15 protein-coding genes and 1 pseudogene are annotated in these 15,039 nt (G+C 39.4%); 7 read left to right on the top strand and 9 right to left on the bottom strand.

From position 1 onward, the window contains the following. Positions 1 to 439: 439 nt before the first annotated feature. The gene (gene cysK, locus RMY32_RS01895; RefSeq protein WP_322708532.1) at positions 440 to 1,399 is read right to left on the bottom strand and encodes a cysteine synthase A; all 960 of its coding nucleotides are present in this window, start codon (positions 1,397 to 1,399) and stop codon (positions 440 to 442) included. Between the two features lie 1,019 nt (positions 1,400 to 2,418). Between cysK and RMY32_RS01890 the strand changes: the two genes are divergently transcribed. The 7 genes from RMY32_RS01890 (at position 2,419) to RMY32_RS01860 (ending at position 6,893) form a co-directional block, all read left to right on the top strand. Beyond that, positions 2,419 to 2,841 (top strand): hypothetical protein, encoded by a 423-nt coding sequence (locus RMY32_RS01890; RefSeq protein WP_322708531.1) that lies wholly within the window; start codon positions 2,419 to 2,421, stop codon positions 2,839 to 2,841. Positions 2,842 to 2,876: 35 nt separating this feature from the next. After that, the gene (locus RMY32_RS01885; RefSeq protein WP_322708530.1) at positions 2,877 to 3,164 is read left to right on the top strand and encodes a hypothetical protein; all 288 of its coding nucleotides are present in this window, start codon (positions 2,877 to 2,879) and stop codon (positions 3,162 to 3,164) included. Between the two features lie 2 nt (positions 3,165 to 3,166). After that, positions 3,167 to 3,478 carry a hypothetical protein gene (locus RMY32_RS01880; protein ID WP_322708529.1) on the top strand — a complete coding sequence of 104 codons (312 nt, stop codon included), beginning with the start codon at positions 3,167 to 3,169 and terminating at the stop codon, positions 3,476 to 3,478. A gap of 345 nt (positions 3,479 to 3,823) precedes the next feature. Continuing rightward, on the top strand, positions 3,824 to 4,159 hold the full coding sequence (locus RMY32_RS01875; protein ID WP_084226967.1) for a hypothetical protein: 336 nt from the start codon (positions 3,824 to 3,826) through the stop codon (positions 4,157 to 4,159). 149 nt (positions 4,160 to 4,308) lie between these two features. Beyond that, positions 4,309 to 5,316 (top strand): LLM class flavin-dependent oxidoreductase, encoded by a 1,008-nt coding sequence (locus RMY32_RS01870; RefSeq protein WP_322708528.1) that lies wholly within the window; start codon positions 4,309 to 4,311, stop codon positions 5,314 to 5,316. Continuing rightward, the gene (locus tag RMY32_RS01865; RefSeq protein ID WP_322708527.1) at positions 5,306 to 5,680 is read left to right on the top strand and encodes a hypothetical protein; all 375 of its coding nucleotides are present in this window, start codon (positions 5,306 to 5,308) and stop codon (positions 5,678 to 5,680) included. The genes RMY32_RS01870 and RMY32_RS01865 overlap by 11 nt, the downstream gene beginning before the upstream one ends. 352 nt (positions 5,681 to 6,032) lie before the next feature. Beyond that, on the top strand, positions 6,033 to 6,893 hold the full coding sequence (locus RMY32_RS01860; RefSeq protein ID WP_322708526.1) for an Rpn family recombination-promoting nuclease/putative transposase: 861 nt from the start codon (positions 6,033 to 6,035) through the stop codon (positions 6,891 to 6,893). A 148-nt stretch (positions 6,894 to 7,041) separates the two neighbouring features. On the opposite strand, the gene hypB is transcribed toward RMY32_RS01860, so the two are convergent. The 8 genes and pseudogenes from hypB to RMY32_RS01820 all read right to left on the bottom strand — a co-directional run. Further along, positions 7,042 to 7,869, bottom strand: a complete 828-nt coding sequence (gene hypB / locus RMY32_RS01855) for a hydrogenase nickel incorporation protein HypB (RefSeq protein ID WP_322708525.1) — start codon at positions 7,867 to 7,869, stop codon at positions 7,042 to 7,044. Next, positions 7,860 to 8,201 (bottom strand): hydrogenase maturation nickel metallochaperone HypA, encoded by a 342-nt coding sequence (hypA, locus tag RMY32_RS01850; protein WP_322708524.1) that lies wholly within the window; start codon positions 8,199 to 8,201, stop codon positions 7,860 to 7,862. Before hypA ends, hypB begins: the two co-directional genes overlap by 10 nt. Before the next feature lie 20 nt (positions 8,202 to 8,221). Beyond that, the gene (gene hypE / locus RMY32_RS01845; protein WP_322708523.1) at positions 8,222 to 9,325 is read right to left on the bottom strand and encodes a hydrogenase expression/formation protein HypE; all 1,104 of its coding nucleotides are present in this window, start codon (positions 9,323 to 9,325) and stop codon (positions 8,222 to 8,224) included. Positions 9,326 to 9,384: 59 nt separating this feature from the next. Next, positions 9,385 to 10,563: a hydrogenase formation protein HypD gene (hypD, locus tag RMY32_RS01840; protein ID WP_322708522.1), complete on the bottom strand. Its 1,179-nt coding sequence runs from the start codon at positions 10,561 to 10,563 to the stop codon at positions 9,385 to 9,387. Positions 10,564 to 10,596: 33 nt separating this feature from the next. After that, on the bottom strand, positions 10,597 to 10,860 hold the full coding sequence (locus RMY32_RS01835) for a HypC/HybG/HupF family hydrogenase formation chaperone (protein ID WP_322708521.1): 264 nt from the start codon (positions 10,858 to 10,860) through the stop codon (positions 10,597 to 10,599). A gap of 82 nt (positions 10,861 to 10,942) precedes the next feature. Next, complete coding sequence (gene hypF / locus RMY32_RS01830; protein ID WP_322708520.1) at positions 10,943 to 13,291, bottom strand: carbamoyltransferase HypF; 2,349 nt, start codon at positions 13,289 to 13,291, stop codon at positions 10,943 to 10,945. After that, positions 13,281 to 14,498 carry a hypothetical protein gene (locus RMY32_RS01825; protein WP_322708519.1) on the bottom strand — a complete coding sequence of 406 codons (1,218 nt, stop codon included), beginning with the start codon at positions 14,496 to 14,498 and terminating at the stop codon, positions 13,281 to 13,283. Before RMY32_RS01825 ends, hypF begins: the two co-directional genes overlap by 11 nt. 420 nt (positions 14,499 to 14,918) lie before the next feature. Then, positions 14,919 to 15,039, bottom strand: a pseudogene (locus RMY32_RS01820) (IS630 family transposase); the annotation flags it as partial.

Here is a 15,039-nt window from a genome sequence, read left to right as displayed (position 1 = left end):
CAAGGTTTCCACTATTGTTATGGTTGATTTAACGAGATATTGCTTCTGCCCACAGATATGTTAATCTTTACCCACCCAGACAGCAAGAGTTTCGAGAAAATAAATCTTTTTGTCAGGGTAAGGACTGTTTGTTAAGTCTGTATTGCACTCAACCTAGAAGCACTACATCTATAATTGGGTAGACATGAACTGTAAGACCTGTAATAGGGGCAACCCGATATAGGGAAATTCCGCATAATAATCCCACGGCTTTTAGGGAAAATGAGCGTAGCAATATTTACGCAGCCGTGGGTGTGTCAAGGAGTTAGAAGCATTAATAATGTAATATTGCGATGCGATCGCACCTCAAAAGGTAACTTAAAAGGTAAGTTGCTTTAATTTATCTAAGAGCCAAATCAGAAGGACAGGAGATTTATTACTCTCTTGTCCCCCTGTCTTCTTAACGCACGCCAGCGGTTTCTAAAGACAAATCTTGAAACATGGGTGTGCTGAGATAGCGTTCGCCAAAGGAAGGCTGAATCATGACGATTAAACGTCCGGCATTTTCTTTTCGTTTACCGACTTGAATTGCAGCGCACAAAGCTGCACCAGAGGATATCCCAGATAATAAGCCTTCTTCTTTTGCCAAACGTCGCCCATAAGCGATCGCTTGTTCATCGCTGACTCTAATTACTTCATCAACCAATTCTAAACGGAGGACATCTGGGATAAATCCAGCCCCAATACCTTGAATTTTATGTGGCCCAGCTTCACCACCAGAGAGGACTGGGCTATTGCTAGGTTCAACTGCGATCGCTTTAAAAGTCGGTTTGCGCTGTTTGAGTACTTCTGCAATCCCAGTAATCGTCCCACCAGTACCTACCCCAGCAATGACGATATCTACTTCCCCGTCTGTATCTGTCCAAATTTCTTCAGCGGTGGTTTCCTGGTGAACTTTGGGATTCGCAGGGTTGCGGAACTGTTGCAGCATAAAAGCATCAGGAGTCTTAGCCACAATTTCTTCGGCTTTGCGAATTGCTCCCCGCATACCCTCAGTTCCTGGTGTCAACTCCAAAGATGCACCATAAGCTCTAAGCATAGCGCGTCGTTCTTGGCTCATTGTCTCCGGCATGGTCAAAATCAAACGGTAGCCACGCGCTGCTGCTACCATTGCTAGAGCAATACCTGTATTACCTGAAGTAGGCTCAACTAAAATGGTCTTTCCTGGGGAAATTGAGCCAGCAGCTTCCGCCGAGAGTACCATACTTAACCCAATGCGGTCTTTCACCGAAGCCGCTGGGTTCATCCCTTCTAATTTAACAACTATTCTTGCTACTACTCCCTCAGCTTGAGGAATCTTGTTCAGTTGAACTAAAGGAGTTCGTCCAATTAGTTCTGTTATGTCTTGAGCAATCCGCATTCTTTAACCCCTAAAATCCTAAATCTTAAGTACAGAGTATTTACTTATAACAATAAGCTTTGATGTATTTATTTTGCCGTTTAATGTCAATGAGTCCATATACTATACATTCTAACTAAACCACAAAAGATGAAGGTTTAGGAAGAACTTTTATGAGATATTCCCATTAATTCTCACTTTATTAAGAGGCTAGCTTACCATTCTTCTAGTTTAGCATTTGGAATTGCTGACTATTGTCCTTGGGTTGAGATTCAATTTTTATAATTCTGTATATATGAATAATTTTTACATTATTTTCTATTTATTCTGGAAATCTAATTTACTTTCAAAATATTTAATTGCTTTTATTAATTTATTAGTCTATCTTTATCGAGAGACATTAATATTTTCTTTTGAGTGCAGATTTTGTCAATCCCAAATTGCATCTAAAACAGTCTTTAACCATTGCCTACATTGCTTTGAGATTGAGTGCAAAAACCCCAGAACCCCACCTCGAAAATACTAGAACCCCGTCCAAAAAACACTAGCACCCATACCCCAATGAATTTTTATAAGACTTATCAGGTATGAATTACAGGCTTTGAGTACTATTCTAATGAATTTAATAATTTTAACAGGGCTGGGGTAAACTGTTTGGTGGAGAGCGGCTGATATAAATCGTATAGGATTTACGCAGAGATTCCCCTCTACCCCCCAACATTCCTGAGCGAAAGCTTAGTGAACTAGGGGGGACTTCTTAATCTCCCTTTTGAGAGTAAGATGAAACCAGATTCACGAATCAAGTGCGTTCTTTCTGACTGAATAATCCTATATTTTGTAAAAATGGTGGTAAGTTTTTATTAGTCAGTAGTCAGTAGTGACGAGAAAAATAACTGACAACTAATCATTGTAAAAGTTACCAACTACACATATTTTAATATCAAAACTGTTTGAGAGGTAGAAATTATATACCTACTTTAGATAAACAGCAAAAGATATTTTCTTACTGGGTGCATACTACCTAGCAAGGGAGAGCCAAGATGAAAGCCAAACTTTTTAATGTTCTCACAGTTTGCGTCGTTACCTTAGCAGTGCTTTCACCAGGACTAGTAGTATTTGGCATAATTTGGGAGCGACATCTAGAGTTAGTAAAACCTCAGAATTTCGCTTACGAAGTTAACAACACAACTACAGATGCTCCCGCCTTGGCTCCCCAGAAAGAGGGTACACATTCCCCTCAGACTAGCATTCAATCCTTCGATCGCAATGTGGTTCATCAAATGCTAACTGTTGCTGAACAATATAAATTTGCCACTATCCTGCAATGGTTCTTCTTGTTAACCCCCATTTGTGTTGGGTTAGGGATTCTCTTTTACGACAGATATCTGGTTCATCGCGCTGCTGTTTTAAAAGAACAAGTTGAAATGTTGGAAAGGCTGTGGCGCCAAAGTATCGAACAGTAACTTATTCACAATTTACTAAAATCAAGAAAATTACCATGACAGAGCAAGAACAACGCCAAAGCTTGTATTTTAATCTGATTGATGAGTTACTTAAATGTCCGAATGGTCAAGAACCAGAAATTTTGGAAGCTAAACCCGAATTGATTGATTCCGGTTTAGTAGAAACAATGTTACAAGTAGCTACTATGTTTGCTCATGAAGGCAATCAAGATGGTGCCCAATTTTTATTTTTTGTGGCACGTGAGCTAGCGAAAGAATTAGGTTTATACCCAGAAGTTCCCAGTACTGAAGTTGCAAATACTGAAGTTGCAAATAAGGAGTAAAAATGCTGTTGACTTCGACGGATGCGGGACAAATAGCTTTAGAACTGCTCATGGCAGACTGGAATATTTCAGAAGAAAACAGAGAGTGGTTTACAATCTTTAACTCTCGTCTGATTGGCGAGAGTTGGTACACTGTGGAACTAGGTATAGAAGGATTTCCCGATCGGTGGTTTATTCAAGTATATGACACTGGAGCGTGCGATCCAAACTATACATTTATTTCACCAATCCGTGGTTATGAAGGATTTACGGACTTTATAAATGTACCGGAAATCATAGCAGAGGTCTTAGTTTGTGAACGCAATGCTCGCTAATAATTAAAATTCAAAACTTGGAATTCAACATCATAGTATTAGGGAGCATTGCGTTCACAAATATACCTGGCGATTAGGAAAATCCAAGAAAAAAATTATCCAATATTGTGGGGTGGGCATCTTGTCCGCCATATAAACTGGGCGGGCTTTTCAGCCTAACCCACATGAGTTAATTGTATAAAAATGCTTTACGCAGATTTGAGGTGATGCCAAATGAGGCACACCTCTTTTTTTATGTCATATTTAAGCTTTTATTTAATCTTAATCAGCTATTTTGTCATATTTAATTGATAAAATTATGTTATATTAAATAGCGTGATAGACGCTACAGAAATATCAGTTCCAATGATTGCTGAAGATATCTTAGCCAAAGAATTCACAAGAGTCGTCAACCATTACTACCCGCAAGTTGGAGAATTGCTGGATGGGTGTTATGTGAAAGTCATCACCTGTTTTTGGGGACGACCTGCTAGACGTTTGCAATATATAGGAATTTATTGCTCTGACGAAATGATTTCCTGCGTGCAAGCTCAAAAAGAAATACTCAGAGAAGTAGCAGACAACATGGGTTTAATCCAGGTTGTTTGTATGAATGCCAAGCGATTGTTGCGCGATCCGATGTCGAAGGTCAAAGAGAACAACCCACGTCTATGGTTGGAGTTGCAGTGGGTTGCAACTTAGTGATTCATCGCATTAATTGAGAGGGGTAAATTCTTTTGTAGAGAGGACTTTATTCCTCAAATATTTAAGCATGCTTTGTGCTTACTACAAACCTATCGACCACTAGAATAACCAGCACCTACGGTGAATACAAAGTATCAACGCAAGTAATGAAAACTGGAATTTTCTGCAATTACGATAATTTTCACCAAGATGCTCGTCGTGCCATCTTTGAGCAAGTTGCACTGGTAAAACAGGCAGAAAGCTTAGGTTTTGAGGAAGCGTGGGTTAGCGAACACCATTTTAGTGAATCTAATCTCAGCCCGTCCATGTTGGTGCTAATGGCACATTTGGCGGGATTGACTTCAACTATTCAATTAGGCACTGCGGCAGTGTTGCTGCCATTCCATAACCCGATTCGGGTGGCGGAAGATATTGCCACTTTGGATAATCTGTGTAATGGACGATTATTATTTGGAGTTGCTAAAGGCGGCCCCTTTCCTCAACAAAACAAGCATTTTGCGACCCTCCCAAGTGAATCCCGTCCCAAGATGCTAGAGGCGATCGCACTGATTCAAAAGCTCTTATATGAAACTGATGTATCATTTAATGGGCGATATTATCAATGCGATCGCTTAACGATTTACCCGAAACCATTGCAAAGTCAAATACCAGTGTATATTGCCACTGGTGGTGATGATGGTATCGAGCTTGCTGCTAAACATTCCTTCAGCTTGATGGGTGGGCCGCCATTTTCTCTAGAGAGATTGAAGGATACTGTTGCTAAATATCGAGCCTTAAATTCTAGTGGTGCGGAAAAATTAGTGCTGGCACGCTTCTTTTTTATTGGCAAAACATTTGACGAGGCGGTGAGTGAAGCGTTACCTTTCGTTCGCAAATTTAGCCAAAAAATGAAAGCTAATTCGGCTGAATTATTGCAGAATAATCCGAATCCCAACCAAAAACCATTCGATCGCACAAATATTTGTTTCGATGAAGATTATTTGATTGAGAACTCAATTATCGGTGATGTGGAGACTTGTCGAGACAAAATCAAGAAATTTCAGGACGAATTAAATTTAGGTACGCTAGCACTCAAACCCTCGTCTGCGGATTTGCAAAAAAACCTAGAGAGTTTGACGCGCTACAACCAAGAGGTGCGAAATTATGTCTTCTAAACTATACCTGCTTCCTCCCGATGATTTACCTCCCGCTGAGGTAACAAAACAGGATGGAATGCTGCAAATGGAGTTAGAACAGTCTGCTGGTAGATGCTTTTATCTAGCCTGCGATCGCATTACGCGAGTACTGTTATCTAATTGTCAGTGGTATCTGACAACAAATGCTAACATCCTCACATTAATTATTGATTGCCCTGACTTAGTATCTTACTGGCATATCGTCAGCAATATTCCCCAGTTGGGTAATAGGTTAGAGCGATTTGCTGCCAATGGCAAAATTCGCGTTTATCCGCCATTTGGCAAAGGAACGCCGTTTGAAATCAGCGTAAATGAAATATCAGCTTATCGAGATTGGCTTTGAGGTAAATAGAAACTGGGAATCATCCTTATCGCTGTCTAACACCCTGTACTTTTAAAGTGCAGGGTATTGTATTTTATGAGAAATAAAATTTATTTTTTTATTGAATGCAGTTAGTTATTAAGTTATAAATAACTACTGTAATTTGGGTTTGTTTTTGTATTTTTAGACGGAAATATTTAGGCGATCGCAATGTCCATGCTCATACCACTTTGAAAAAAGTATGTGACAGATATATACTCTCAAATCTTTATTTTGCCTGGCTTTCTTAATTTTGAATTTTGAATTGGTATTAGTATTAGTGGTAGTCTAAATAAAAGTGCAATAGTGCTTATCTAAACTTATCTACTTGCTTATGTCCAAACCTGCTGATATCAGCACTAAACGCCTAATCAGTCTTGCTCCCGATAACTGGGTAAAATGGGTAACACAAATTCCCGATGTTATTGTAAGTGAAATTCTCAACTCAGAATTTCAGTGGGTTAGTAGACAAAGCGATGTACTTATCCGTGTCGAGAATCCGCAGTATGGAAAATTTCTAGTTGTCAATGAATTACAACTGCGCTATAAACCGGAAATGCCACGACGGATGCGTGCTTATGCAGCTCTAGCTGAAGAAAAATATAATTTACCTACCTATCCGGTATTAATCAACATTCTTAAAGGAACTAACACAGAAATACCTACAACATATACATCAAATGTTGCAGGTTTAAGAGCAACTCAAGATTATCGGGTGATTAACCTATGGGAAGTTGATGTAAATACTGTCTTTGAGACACCATTACCATCCTTAATTCCATTTGTACCCATCCTCAAAGGGGGTGAAAACGAGGTTGTAATTCGAGAAGCCTTGCAAATTCTGCGTCAGGATGAACAATTAAATCAACTTGAAACAGTTTTGGCTTTTTTTGCTACGTTTGTAATAGAGAGTGCCCTAGTCCAAGAAATCATGAGGTGGGATATGGCTGTGTTGCGTGAGTCGCCTTGGTATCAAGAAATTTTACGTGAAGGAGAAGCACGCGGGGAGGCACGCGGACGACGAGAGGAATTATATTCAGGTATTGAATTGGCACTGGAGATTAAATTTGGGACTCCTGGCTTAGATTTAATGCCAATCATTTACCAAATCACAGATTTACAGCGATTAAAAGTGATTCAACAGGCGATCAAAACCCTAAATACAGTTGAGGAACTACAGCGACTTTGTGATTGATTTACTGATAAAAAAACTTGTTATAAAAAATACTTCCAGTTTTGATGAACTTCCAGAAGGATTTCGTAAGTCACTGACTTAATTTGACAGGTTTTAGTTTAAACGCAGAGGTACGCTAAGGAAAGCGTAGAGGGGCGCAGAGTTTTTACTATAATGATGCAGTTAGCCACGCATACCAATTTTCTAACCCAGTACCAGTAGTTGCAGAAACCTGAAAAATCTGAATTTTGGAATTTACTTCTTTAGCATAAGCTATGCACTTTTGAACATCAAAATCTACATAAGGTAGCAAATCAATTTTGGTGAGAATCATGATATCACTAGCACGGAAGATGTGTGGGTATTTTAGCGGCTTATCTTCTCCCTCTGTAACGGAGAGAATCACAACTTTTGCATTTTCTCCTAAATCAAATAAGGCTGGACAAACCAAATTTCCGACATTTTCAATCATCACAACTGAGTTTAATGGCGGATTCAGTTGTTGTAAACCCCTGTCTATCATTGATGCATCTAAATGACAGCCTGTTCCAGTGTTAATTTGGATGACTTTAGAACCTGTTTCTTTAATTTTTTTGGCATCGTTAGCAGTTTCTTGGTCGCCTTCAACGACACTAATAAATAATTGATGCTTTAAATCATTGATAGTTCGTGTCAAAAGAGTTGTTTTTCCTGCACCGGGAGAACTCATTAAATTTAAAGCGAGAATATTTCGACCTTTAAACCATCCTCGATTTTGGGCTGCTATTAGGTTATTTTTTGATAAAATATCCTGTTCTAAAGATATGGTTGTGTTGTGTATTTTGGCATGAATTTCAGGTGCTTCTATATGAGTGTCATGACTGTGGGAGTGAGTAATGACAGTACCATCTGGTAAAGTATGAGTATGATGATGGTGGTGATGATGTTCAGCTTCACTTGTTTCTAGATTGGTAATTTTAGTTTCGCCATCATCAGAACAACCGCAGGTTACACACATAATTCCTCTATTTCTATTTCTTTAATTTTAAGTTCTTCACCAGTAATTAAATCTAATTGCACATTACCGCAATTACAGATTCCAAACGGTTTATCTAAATAAACTTCTGCACCGCATTGACGACATTTTGCTAAACCGGGAATTTCTAAAATTTCTAATTTTGCCTCTGCTAAAACTGTTCCTTGAGTGCAAATATCAAAACAAAATCGGATAGCATCGGGCATAATGGCTGAAAGTTTGCCGATTTCTAATAAAACTCGCTGCACTTTTGCGCCTTTGGCGTGTTCAGTCACAATTGCCACAATATTTTGAGTAATTCCAAATTCGTGCATATTATAAAATCTATTAAAGATTAACAAATTCGTGGTAATTGGTCGCCTACTAACATATCAACAATCCTTTCAGCACCAAAAACTGTTTTTAATAATACGATACCTGGGGGTGAGGTAATAACTTCGCCAATAATACAAGCATGTTTGCCTGCTGGGTGGGATTTCATAGCTGATAAAACATTTTCAGCATTCTTTTTTGGAACCACCACAACTAACTTACCTTCATTAGCTAAATACAACGGGTCTAAACCGAGAACTTCGCAAACTCCGTTGACTTCTTCACGCACTGGGATAGATTCTTCAAAGAGACGAATTCCCACATTGGAACTGAGGGCGAATTCATTTAAGACTGTAGCTAAACCACCGCGTGTAGCATCTCGCATAGCGTGAATTTGGGGACATGTACGGAGGATAGTTTCTACTAAATTATGTAATGGCTGACAATCACTTTCAATATTAGTTTCTAGGGCTAATTCGCCACGGGCAATTAAAATTGCTGTTCCATGATTGCCTATTTCGCCATTAATGATTATTGCATCTCCAGGTTGAATGTTTTGGGCGGAAATACTAACTCCTCTTGGAATGATACCAATACCAGCAGTATTAATAAAGAGTTTATCGGCAGCACCACGATGTACAACTTTTGTGTCACCAGTGACAACTTGAATGCCCGCTTTTTCTGCGGCTAATTTCATGCTGGCTGCAACACGCCGCAAGGTTTCTACGGGTAATCCTTCTTCTAAAATTACGCTACAAGTTATATATAAGGGTTTAGCACCACTGACAGCTAAATCATTAACTGTGCCGTTTATGGCTAATTCTCCTATATCGCTACCGGGGAAAAATAATGGGTCTACTACATAAGAATCTGTTGTAAATGCAAGTCTGTCTCCTTGTTGGAGGAGAGGGGTTAAATTGAAAGTGGCTTGGTCTTCTAATTGGGAGAGAATTGGGTTATCAAAATTGCTGACAAAGATATCATCTATTAAATCACGCATGGCTTTACCACCGCTACCATGTGCGAGGGTTATATGAGTATCTCGCACTTTAGTTTGGTGACGACGAACTTTTTCTAGTTTTTCAAATAGAGGATTTTGTATTGAATTTGTGGGAGGAATATTCATATTTGAATTTTTTTAAACGCAAAGTAACGCGGAGGGAAGCGCAGAGGTACGCGAAGTATTTAATCTGAGGAGAAGCCGCAGGCGGGGAGGGGTTCTTGAGTTATTTTTGGTTTTTGGGCGATTGTTTTTTTGGCAGTTGTGGAGAGTCGCCCGTATTTGTAATAGGCTGCGCAAGCACCTTCGGAAGATACCATGCAAGTACCAATTGGTGTTTCTGGCGTGCAAGCTGTACCGAATACTTTACACTCCCAAGGTTTTAAGACTCCTTTGAGAATTTCTCCACATTTACAAGCTTTATGGTCGGCTACTTTGAGGTTAGGAATGGTAAATTTAAGTTCGGCATCAAATTGGGCATATTCAGGTTGAATTTTTAATCCTGAATAAGGGATGTCACCTAAGCCGCGCCAATCAAAACTATTTCGGACGGCGAAAACTTTATTTATGGCTTGTAGTGCTACTGTGTTCCCGCTTTTTTGGACGATTCGGTTATATTGGTTTTCGACTTCACAACGATTTTCTACTAGCTGTTGCAATAGCATCCAAATTGATTGGAGAATATCTAAGGGTTCAAATCCTGAAACGACTATCGGCTTATTATATTGTTGGGAAATAAATTGGTATGGGTCAGTGCCAATTACCATGCTGACATGGCCAGGGCCAACAAACCCATCAAGTTGTAAGTCGGGATTATCTAATAGTGCTTTGAGGGCGGGAATCACGAGGACGTGATTGCTAAACATACTAAAGTTATGAAGTTTTTCGGCTGCTGCTTGCAGAACGGTGAAGGCGGTGCTGGGGGCTGTGGTTTCAAAGCCTAATGCGAAGAAGACTATTTCTTTGTCGGGGTTGTCTCTAGCAATTTGCAGGCTATCTAAGGGAGAGTACACCATACGGATGTCTGCACCTTGTGCCCTAGCTTGCAGTAAACTCGTTTGGGAACCGGGAACTCGCATGGCGTCGCCAAAGGTGGCAAAAATGACGTTATGATTTTGAGATATGGCGATCGCATCATCTAATCTCCCTTTTGGCATCACGCATACTGGACAACCAGGCCCATGAATTAGTTCGATGGTTTGGGGTAATATTTCTTCGATGCCGTATTTAAATATGGAATGGGTATGTCCGCCGCATACTTCCATAATTTTGATGGGTTTTTCTAGTCGATGGCATAATTTGGCGATTTCGCGGCATAATGCTTCAGCTTTTTCCGGTTCGCGGAATTCGTCAACATATTTCATAGGAAGTGAGGAGTAATGATTTTTATGTATCTGTTAATTTCGCTTTTTTGGTAGTGTTTGTGCTGCTAATTCTTGGAAGAGTTGTAATGTTTCTGCCGCTTCTTCTTCATTAATTCGATTCATCGCAAAGCCAACATGCACTAGTACCCAATCACCGACACAAGCTTCGGGAGGATGTTGTTCATCTACGATACAAGCAATATTTACTTCGCGCTTCACACCACCAATGTTAACTATGGCTAATTTATGGTTAACGTTGGTAATTTCTATAATTTTTCCGGGGATTCCTAAGCACATTTTTTTATTTTTTAGGGTAAATTAACCGCAAAAGCGCCAAGAAAACAGAAAGAACTATTTGTGAGATAATTTTTTTCAAATATCAACACTCATGTATTAATTGGGCGGCGGCAATAACTGCTTGTCCTAAAGATAAGCCGCCGTCGTTAGCTGGAACTAAACTGTGAGTAAGTACTTTTATTCCCAATGTTTGTAATCGTTTGGTAACTTGCTCTAACAATATACAATTTTGAAATACTCCTCCGGTTAAAGCTACCTGATTAATCAGATTTTCTTGACTAAGATGCTGAACCATTTCCACAATCGCATTTGCTAAACCTTGGTGGAATTTGGTAGCTATAACTGGCTGGGGAATCTGCTGCTGTAAGTCATTTAGCAAGGCTTGCCACATTGGGCGTTGGTCTATACAATAAATACTATCTGAAAAGCTAAAGTTAAAAGGATATATTAGCGTTTCTTTATCATTATTTAAGCTGCTAACATCTACTATAGCTTCCATTGCGATCGCAGCCTGTCCTTCATAGCTACATTCTTCTCTATAAATACCGATAGCCGCCGCCACTGCATCGAACAATCGCCCCACTGATGAAGCTGGAGGAGAGTTAATTCTTTTCTCTATAAGTTGATTTAATAGTTGAAGTGGCTTGTTTTTCAGAAATTTTACGATTTCTAAGTCAGGATACTTTTGTTCGCAATCATTCCAAAGATTAGCAGCTACTAATTGAGCATAAGTATTACGCCAAGGCTGATAAATAGCTTGTTCGCCACCAATCATTGCTACTGGTTTAAATGTTGCGAGTCGTTTAAAATTTCGGTAATCTGCTAAAAGAAATTCTCCACCCCAGAGTGTACTATCATCGCCGTAACCTAAACCATCTAAAGCAATACCTAATATTGGAGATGAATCTAGAGAAATCCCATTTTCTGCCATACAAGCGGCAATATGGGCATGATGATGTTGAATGGGATAAATTTTGATTTTATTTGTGTCTGCAAGTTCTTTACCAAGTTTGCTTGAGAGATACTCAGGATGTTTATCAATGGCGATTACTTCTGGTTGATGCTCAAATAAATTTAAGTATAAATTTAAATTTTCTTGGTAAGCGTTGAAAACAGCAGCATTTTCTAAATCTCCTAAATGTTGAGAGAGAATTGCTTCTCTTTCACGCAATAAGCAAAAGATATTTTTTAACTCACTGCCCATTGCTAAAATTTGTGGTACTTTGTGAAATCCCAGTGGTAAACTAATTGATGCTGGTGCATATCCTCTGGCACGGCGAATTATTTGAACTTTATCACCGACAACACGCACAACCGAATCATCTACCCGATTAATAATTTCTCGATTGTGAAAAATAAAATAATCGGCAATTGCCCCTAATTTTTCTCTTGCCTCGTCATTATCAATACATTGTGGCTCATCAGCAAGATTGCCACTTGTTAAAACAATTGGACGATTCATCCGCCGCAGAATTAAATGATGCAACGGGGTATAAGGTAGCATGAAACCCAGAGTATTTTGCTTTGATGCTATCGATGGTGCTACTACTTTTTTACCTGAAGCTTGTAATAAAACAATTGGTGCAGCAGAACTTGTTAATAATTCTTTTTCTTTGGCGTTGATACTGCAATATTCTTCAATTAACTCAATATTTCGCGCCATTAAAGCAAAAGGTTTATGATAACGCTTTTTTCGCTGACGCAGTTTTTGTACAACGGTTTCCTGTGTTGCATCGCAAGCTAGATGAATACCACCTAACCCTTTAATTGCCACAATCTCACCTTTTTGCAACAAAGTACAAACGGCATCCACATCATCTAGCATAGAAAACATGGAAGCAGTAACTGATTTACCATCAGCGCGTTCTAACCAAGCTGAAGGGCCGCAAGCATGGCAAGCTACAGGTTGGGCGTGAAAACGCCGATTTTCGACATCGTGGTATTCCTTTGCACATTCGGGACATATAGCAAATGCAGACATACTGGTATTGCTTCTGTCATAAGGAATGGCACGAATAATACTCAACCGGGGGCCGCAATGAGTGCAGTTAGTAAAGGGGTAGCGATAAAAGCGGCTGAAAGGGTCGAATATTTCTTGTTGACACTGGGGACAAGTGGCTGCATCAGGAGTAATTTCTGTTTTAATGGCATTACTGACACTAGTAGAAATCACAAAATTATCAAATTTAAGTTCATCTTCATAAGGAGTTCTAGTTAGTTTGTTAATTTTTGCTAGTGGCGGACATTCTGTTTGCAATCTGGCAACAAATTCTGTTAATGCTTCCTCACTACCAGATACCCGAATTAATACACCTTCACCATCATTACAAACATCTCCACGCAAACCGCAAGCTTTAGCAAGACGATATACGGTAGGACGAAAGCCTACTCCCTGAACAATACCGCGAACTCTAATTTCTTCAGTCGGCATAGTTAAACTGCCACAGCAAAATTCGATTGTTTCCAGAATCAGCTATCACTGCTGTATTACCGCAAATTTTTATCCCGTAACACCAATTTAAGCTATCTCGTTTAGGTAGTCCGAAATTACGATTTTCACCTTTACTTTGAAAATTTATTTGTCCTGCCAACCCATCTGCCATTACACCTTGCAGTGATAAAATTGATTCTGGCTTTCTCCATCCTAACAACCGAGAATTAGCAGTATCTGCAACTACTAACCAGTCGCCAGCCACCGCCACACCATAAGGCATACTTAAACTACTAGCGCTAGGATAATAAACTCCTTGATTCATTTCCACAAAATTAAAGCTTTTTTGTCCTAAAACCACTGCACAAGGAGTATTATTTTCTGTTGGTATTCCCTGCCAAATCATTATTCGGTGATTACCTGCATCGCTGACAACCAGATTTTCTCCCCAAAAGGCGATGTCGTGACACCAACGCATACTCGCTGCGGTTGGAGAATCACCGCCGTTTTCATTGCGAGATATCATATCTGGTTGTCCCAAAACTAAATCAGCAGGTTGACCATTTTCTGTTGGTAATTGATGCCAAATTAATAGTCTTCGATTACCAGTGTCAGCAATAAATAGCCGTCCTTGATGATAGTAAACACCATAAGGCCAGTGCATTGTACTAGCAGATGCTTGCTGATTTCCTCGATTTGGTTCATTATCAGTAAAATTAACTTGTCCTAATACCAAATCTGCTGGAACATTATTATCTTTTGGTAAGCTTTTCCAAATCAAAACCCGATGATTCCAAGCATCTGCTACAGCTAACCCTTCACCGCAAGCACAAATCCCTGTTGGTACACTTAAAGTTGCCCTTCCCGGTGTACTTTTAGCATTTTGTCCTTCATGATAAAAATCAGGTTGTCCAATTACCCAATCAGCAGGTTGACTATCTCTGGTGGGTAAATTATGCCATCCTAATAATCGATGATGTCCTGTATCTGATACCCATAATGGGCCAGTTTCTGATAATAAACAAGCACCACGAGGCCCAAACATATTTGTAGCATTGGGCGCTACTGGTATGACTAATTGTTCTGGTTCTATAATGTTACCTAAAATTACCTCTGCACCTTGAGGTGATAGAGGCAATTTTTGAGAAATTTCTGTTGCTTTTAGCGGTAATTGTGATATAGGATTACTTATGATTGGGATATCCATGAAGCGCAGATAGACGCTAATAATTATTTAAAAACATTAATGTTGATTAGCATGTAACAACAGTAACGGTTTTAGAGGTTGTTTGAAAAGTGGTTAACTGTGATTTTAGGCACTTATTGATCCCCCCAACCCCCCTTAAAAAGGGGGGCAAAACCTTTCAAAATCACCCTTTTTAAGGGGGATTTAGGGGGCTCTAGAACGTTTTGCTACCAAGAAGAGGACTTTTCAAACATCCTCTTACATTATGCTTTTTTCAAATTAAGTTAAAACCTTTAATCGACTTCTGTATTAATCAATTTTAAAAAATCTAGTCAAATTTAGTAACTTTTGCTATATAGCGAATCTTTTGCATGAGTGCGCGATGTACTGAAATGAGAAAGCAAACTGGGGTTTGAGAAAGTATAGCAACCGCCAAGGCGGTTAAGCCGCTGTGTGAAGCACAGCTTCCATCGCATCTCTCAGACAGCCAAATTGAATTATTTGCTTACGAATTCGGCTTTTTAACCATGACCAACATCGCTCAATTTTGTTAAGCTCGGGG

Origin of the sequence: Nostoc sp. ChiSLP03a, from assembly GCF_034531215.2 — a bacterium.
Lineage (GTDB): Bacteria > Cyanobacteriota > Cyanobacteriia > Cyanobacteriales > Nostocaceae > Nostoc.
The sequence above is the reverse complement of the archived record's forward strand: the minus strand, read 5'-3'. Positions and strand labels throughout refer to the sequence as shown.

Bases quoted from the DNA above. Each gene is read 5' to 3' on its own strand.
- cysK (WP_322708532.1), bottom strand. From the start codon at position 1,399: ATGCGGATTGCTCAAGACATAACAGAACTAATTGGACGAACTCCTTTA.
- RMY32_RS01890 (WP_322708531.1), top strand. From the start codon at position 2,419: ATGAAAGCCAAACTTTTTAATGTTCTCACAGTTTGCGTCGTTACCTTA.
- RMY32_RS01885 (WP_322708530.1), top strand. From the start codon at position 2,877: ATGACAGAGCAAGAACAACGCCAAAGCTTGTATTTTAATCTGATTGAT.
- RMY32_RS01880 (WP_322708529.1), top strand. From the start codon at position 3,167: ATGCTGTTGACTTCGACGGATGCGGGACAAATAGCTTTAGAACTGCTC.
- RMY32_RS01875 (WP_084226967.1), top strand. From the start codon at position 3,824: ATGATTGCTGAAGATATCTTAGCCAAAGAATTCACAAGAGTCGTCAAC.
- RMY32_RS01870 (WP_322708528.1), top strand. From the start codon at position 4,309: ATGAAAACTGGAATTTTCTGCAATTACGATAATTTTCACCAAGATGCT.
- RMY32_RS01865 (WP_322708527.1), top strand. From the start codon at position 5,306: ATGTCTTCTAAACTATACCTGCTTCCTCCCGATGATTTACCTCCCGCT.
- RMY32_RS01860 (WP_322708526.1), top strand. From the start codon at position 6,033: ATGTCCAAACCTGCTGATATCAGCACTAAACGCCTAATCAGTCTTGCT.
- hypB (WP_322708525.1), bottom strand. From the start codon at position 7,869: ATGTGTGTAACCTGCGGTTGTTCTGATGATGGCGAAACTAAAATTACC.
- hypA (WP_322708524.1), bottom strand. From the start codon at position 8,201: ATGCACGAATTTGGAATTACTCAAAATATTGTGGCAATTGTGACTGAA.
- hypE (WP_322708523.1), bottom strand. From the start codon at position 9,325: ATGAATATTCCTCCCACAAATTCAATACAAAATCCTCTATTTGAAAAA.
- hypD (WP_322708522.1), bottom strand. From the start codon at position 10,563: ATGAAATATGTTGACGAATTCCGCGAACCGGAAAAAGCTGAAGCATTA.
- RMY32_RS01835 (WP_322708521.1), bottom strand. From the start codon at position 10,860: ATGTGCTTAGGAATCCCCGGAAAAATTATAGAAATTACCAACGTTAAC.
- hypF (WP_322708520.1), bottom strand. From the start codon at position 13,291: ATGCCGACTGAAGAAATTAGAGTTCGCGGTATTGTTCAGGGAGTAGGC.
- RMY32_RS01825 (WP_322708519.1), bottom strand. From the start codon at position 14,498: ATGGATATCCCAATCATAAGTAATCCTATATCACAATTACCGCTAAAA.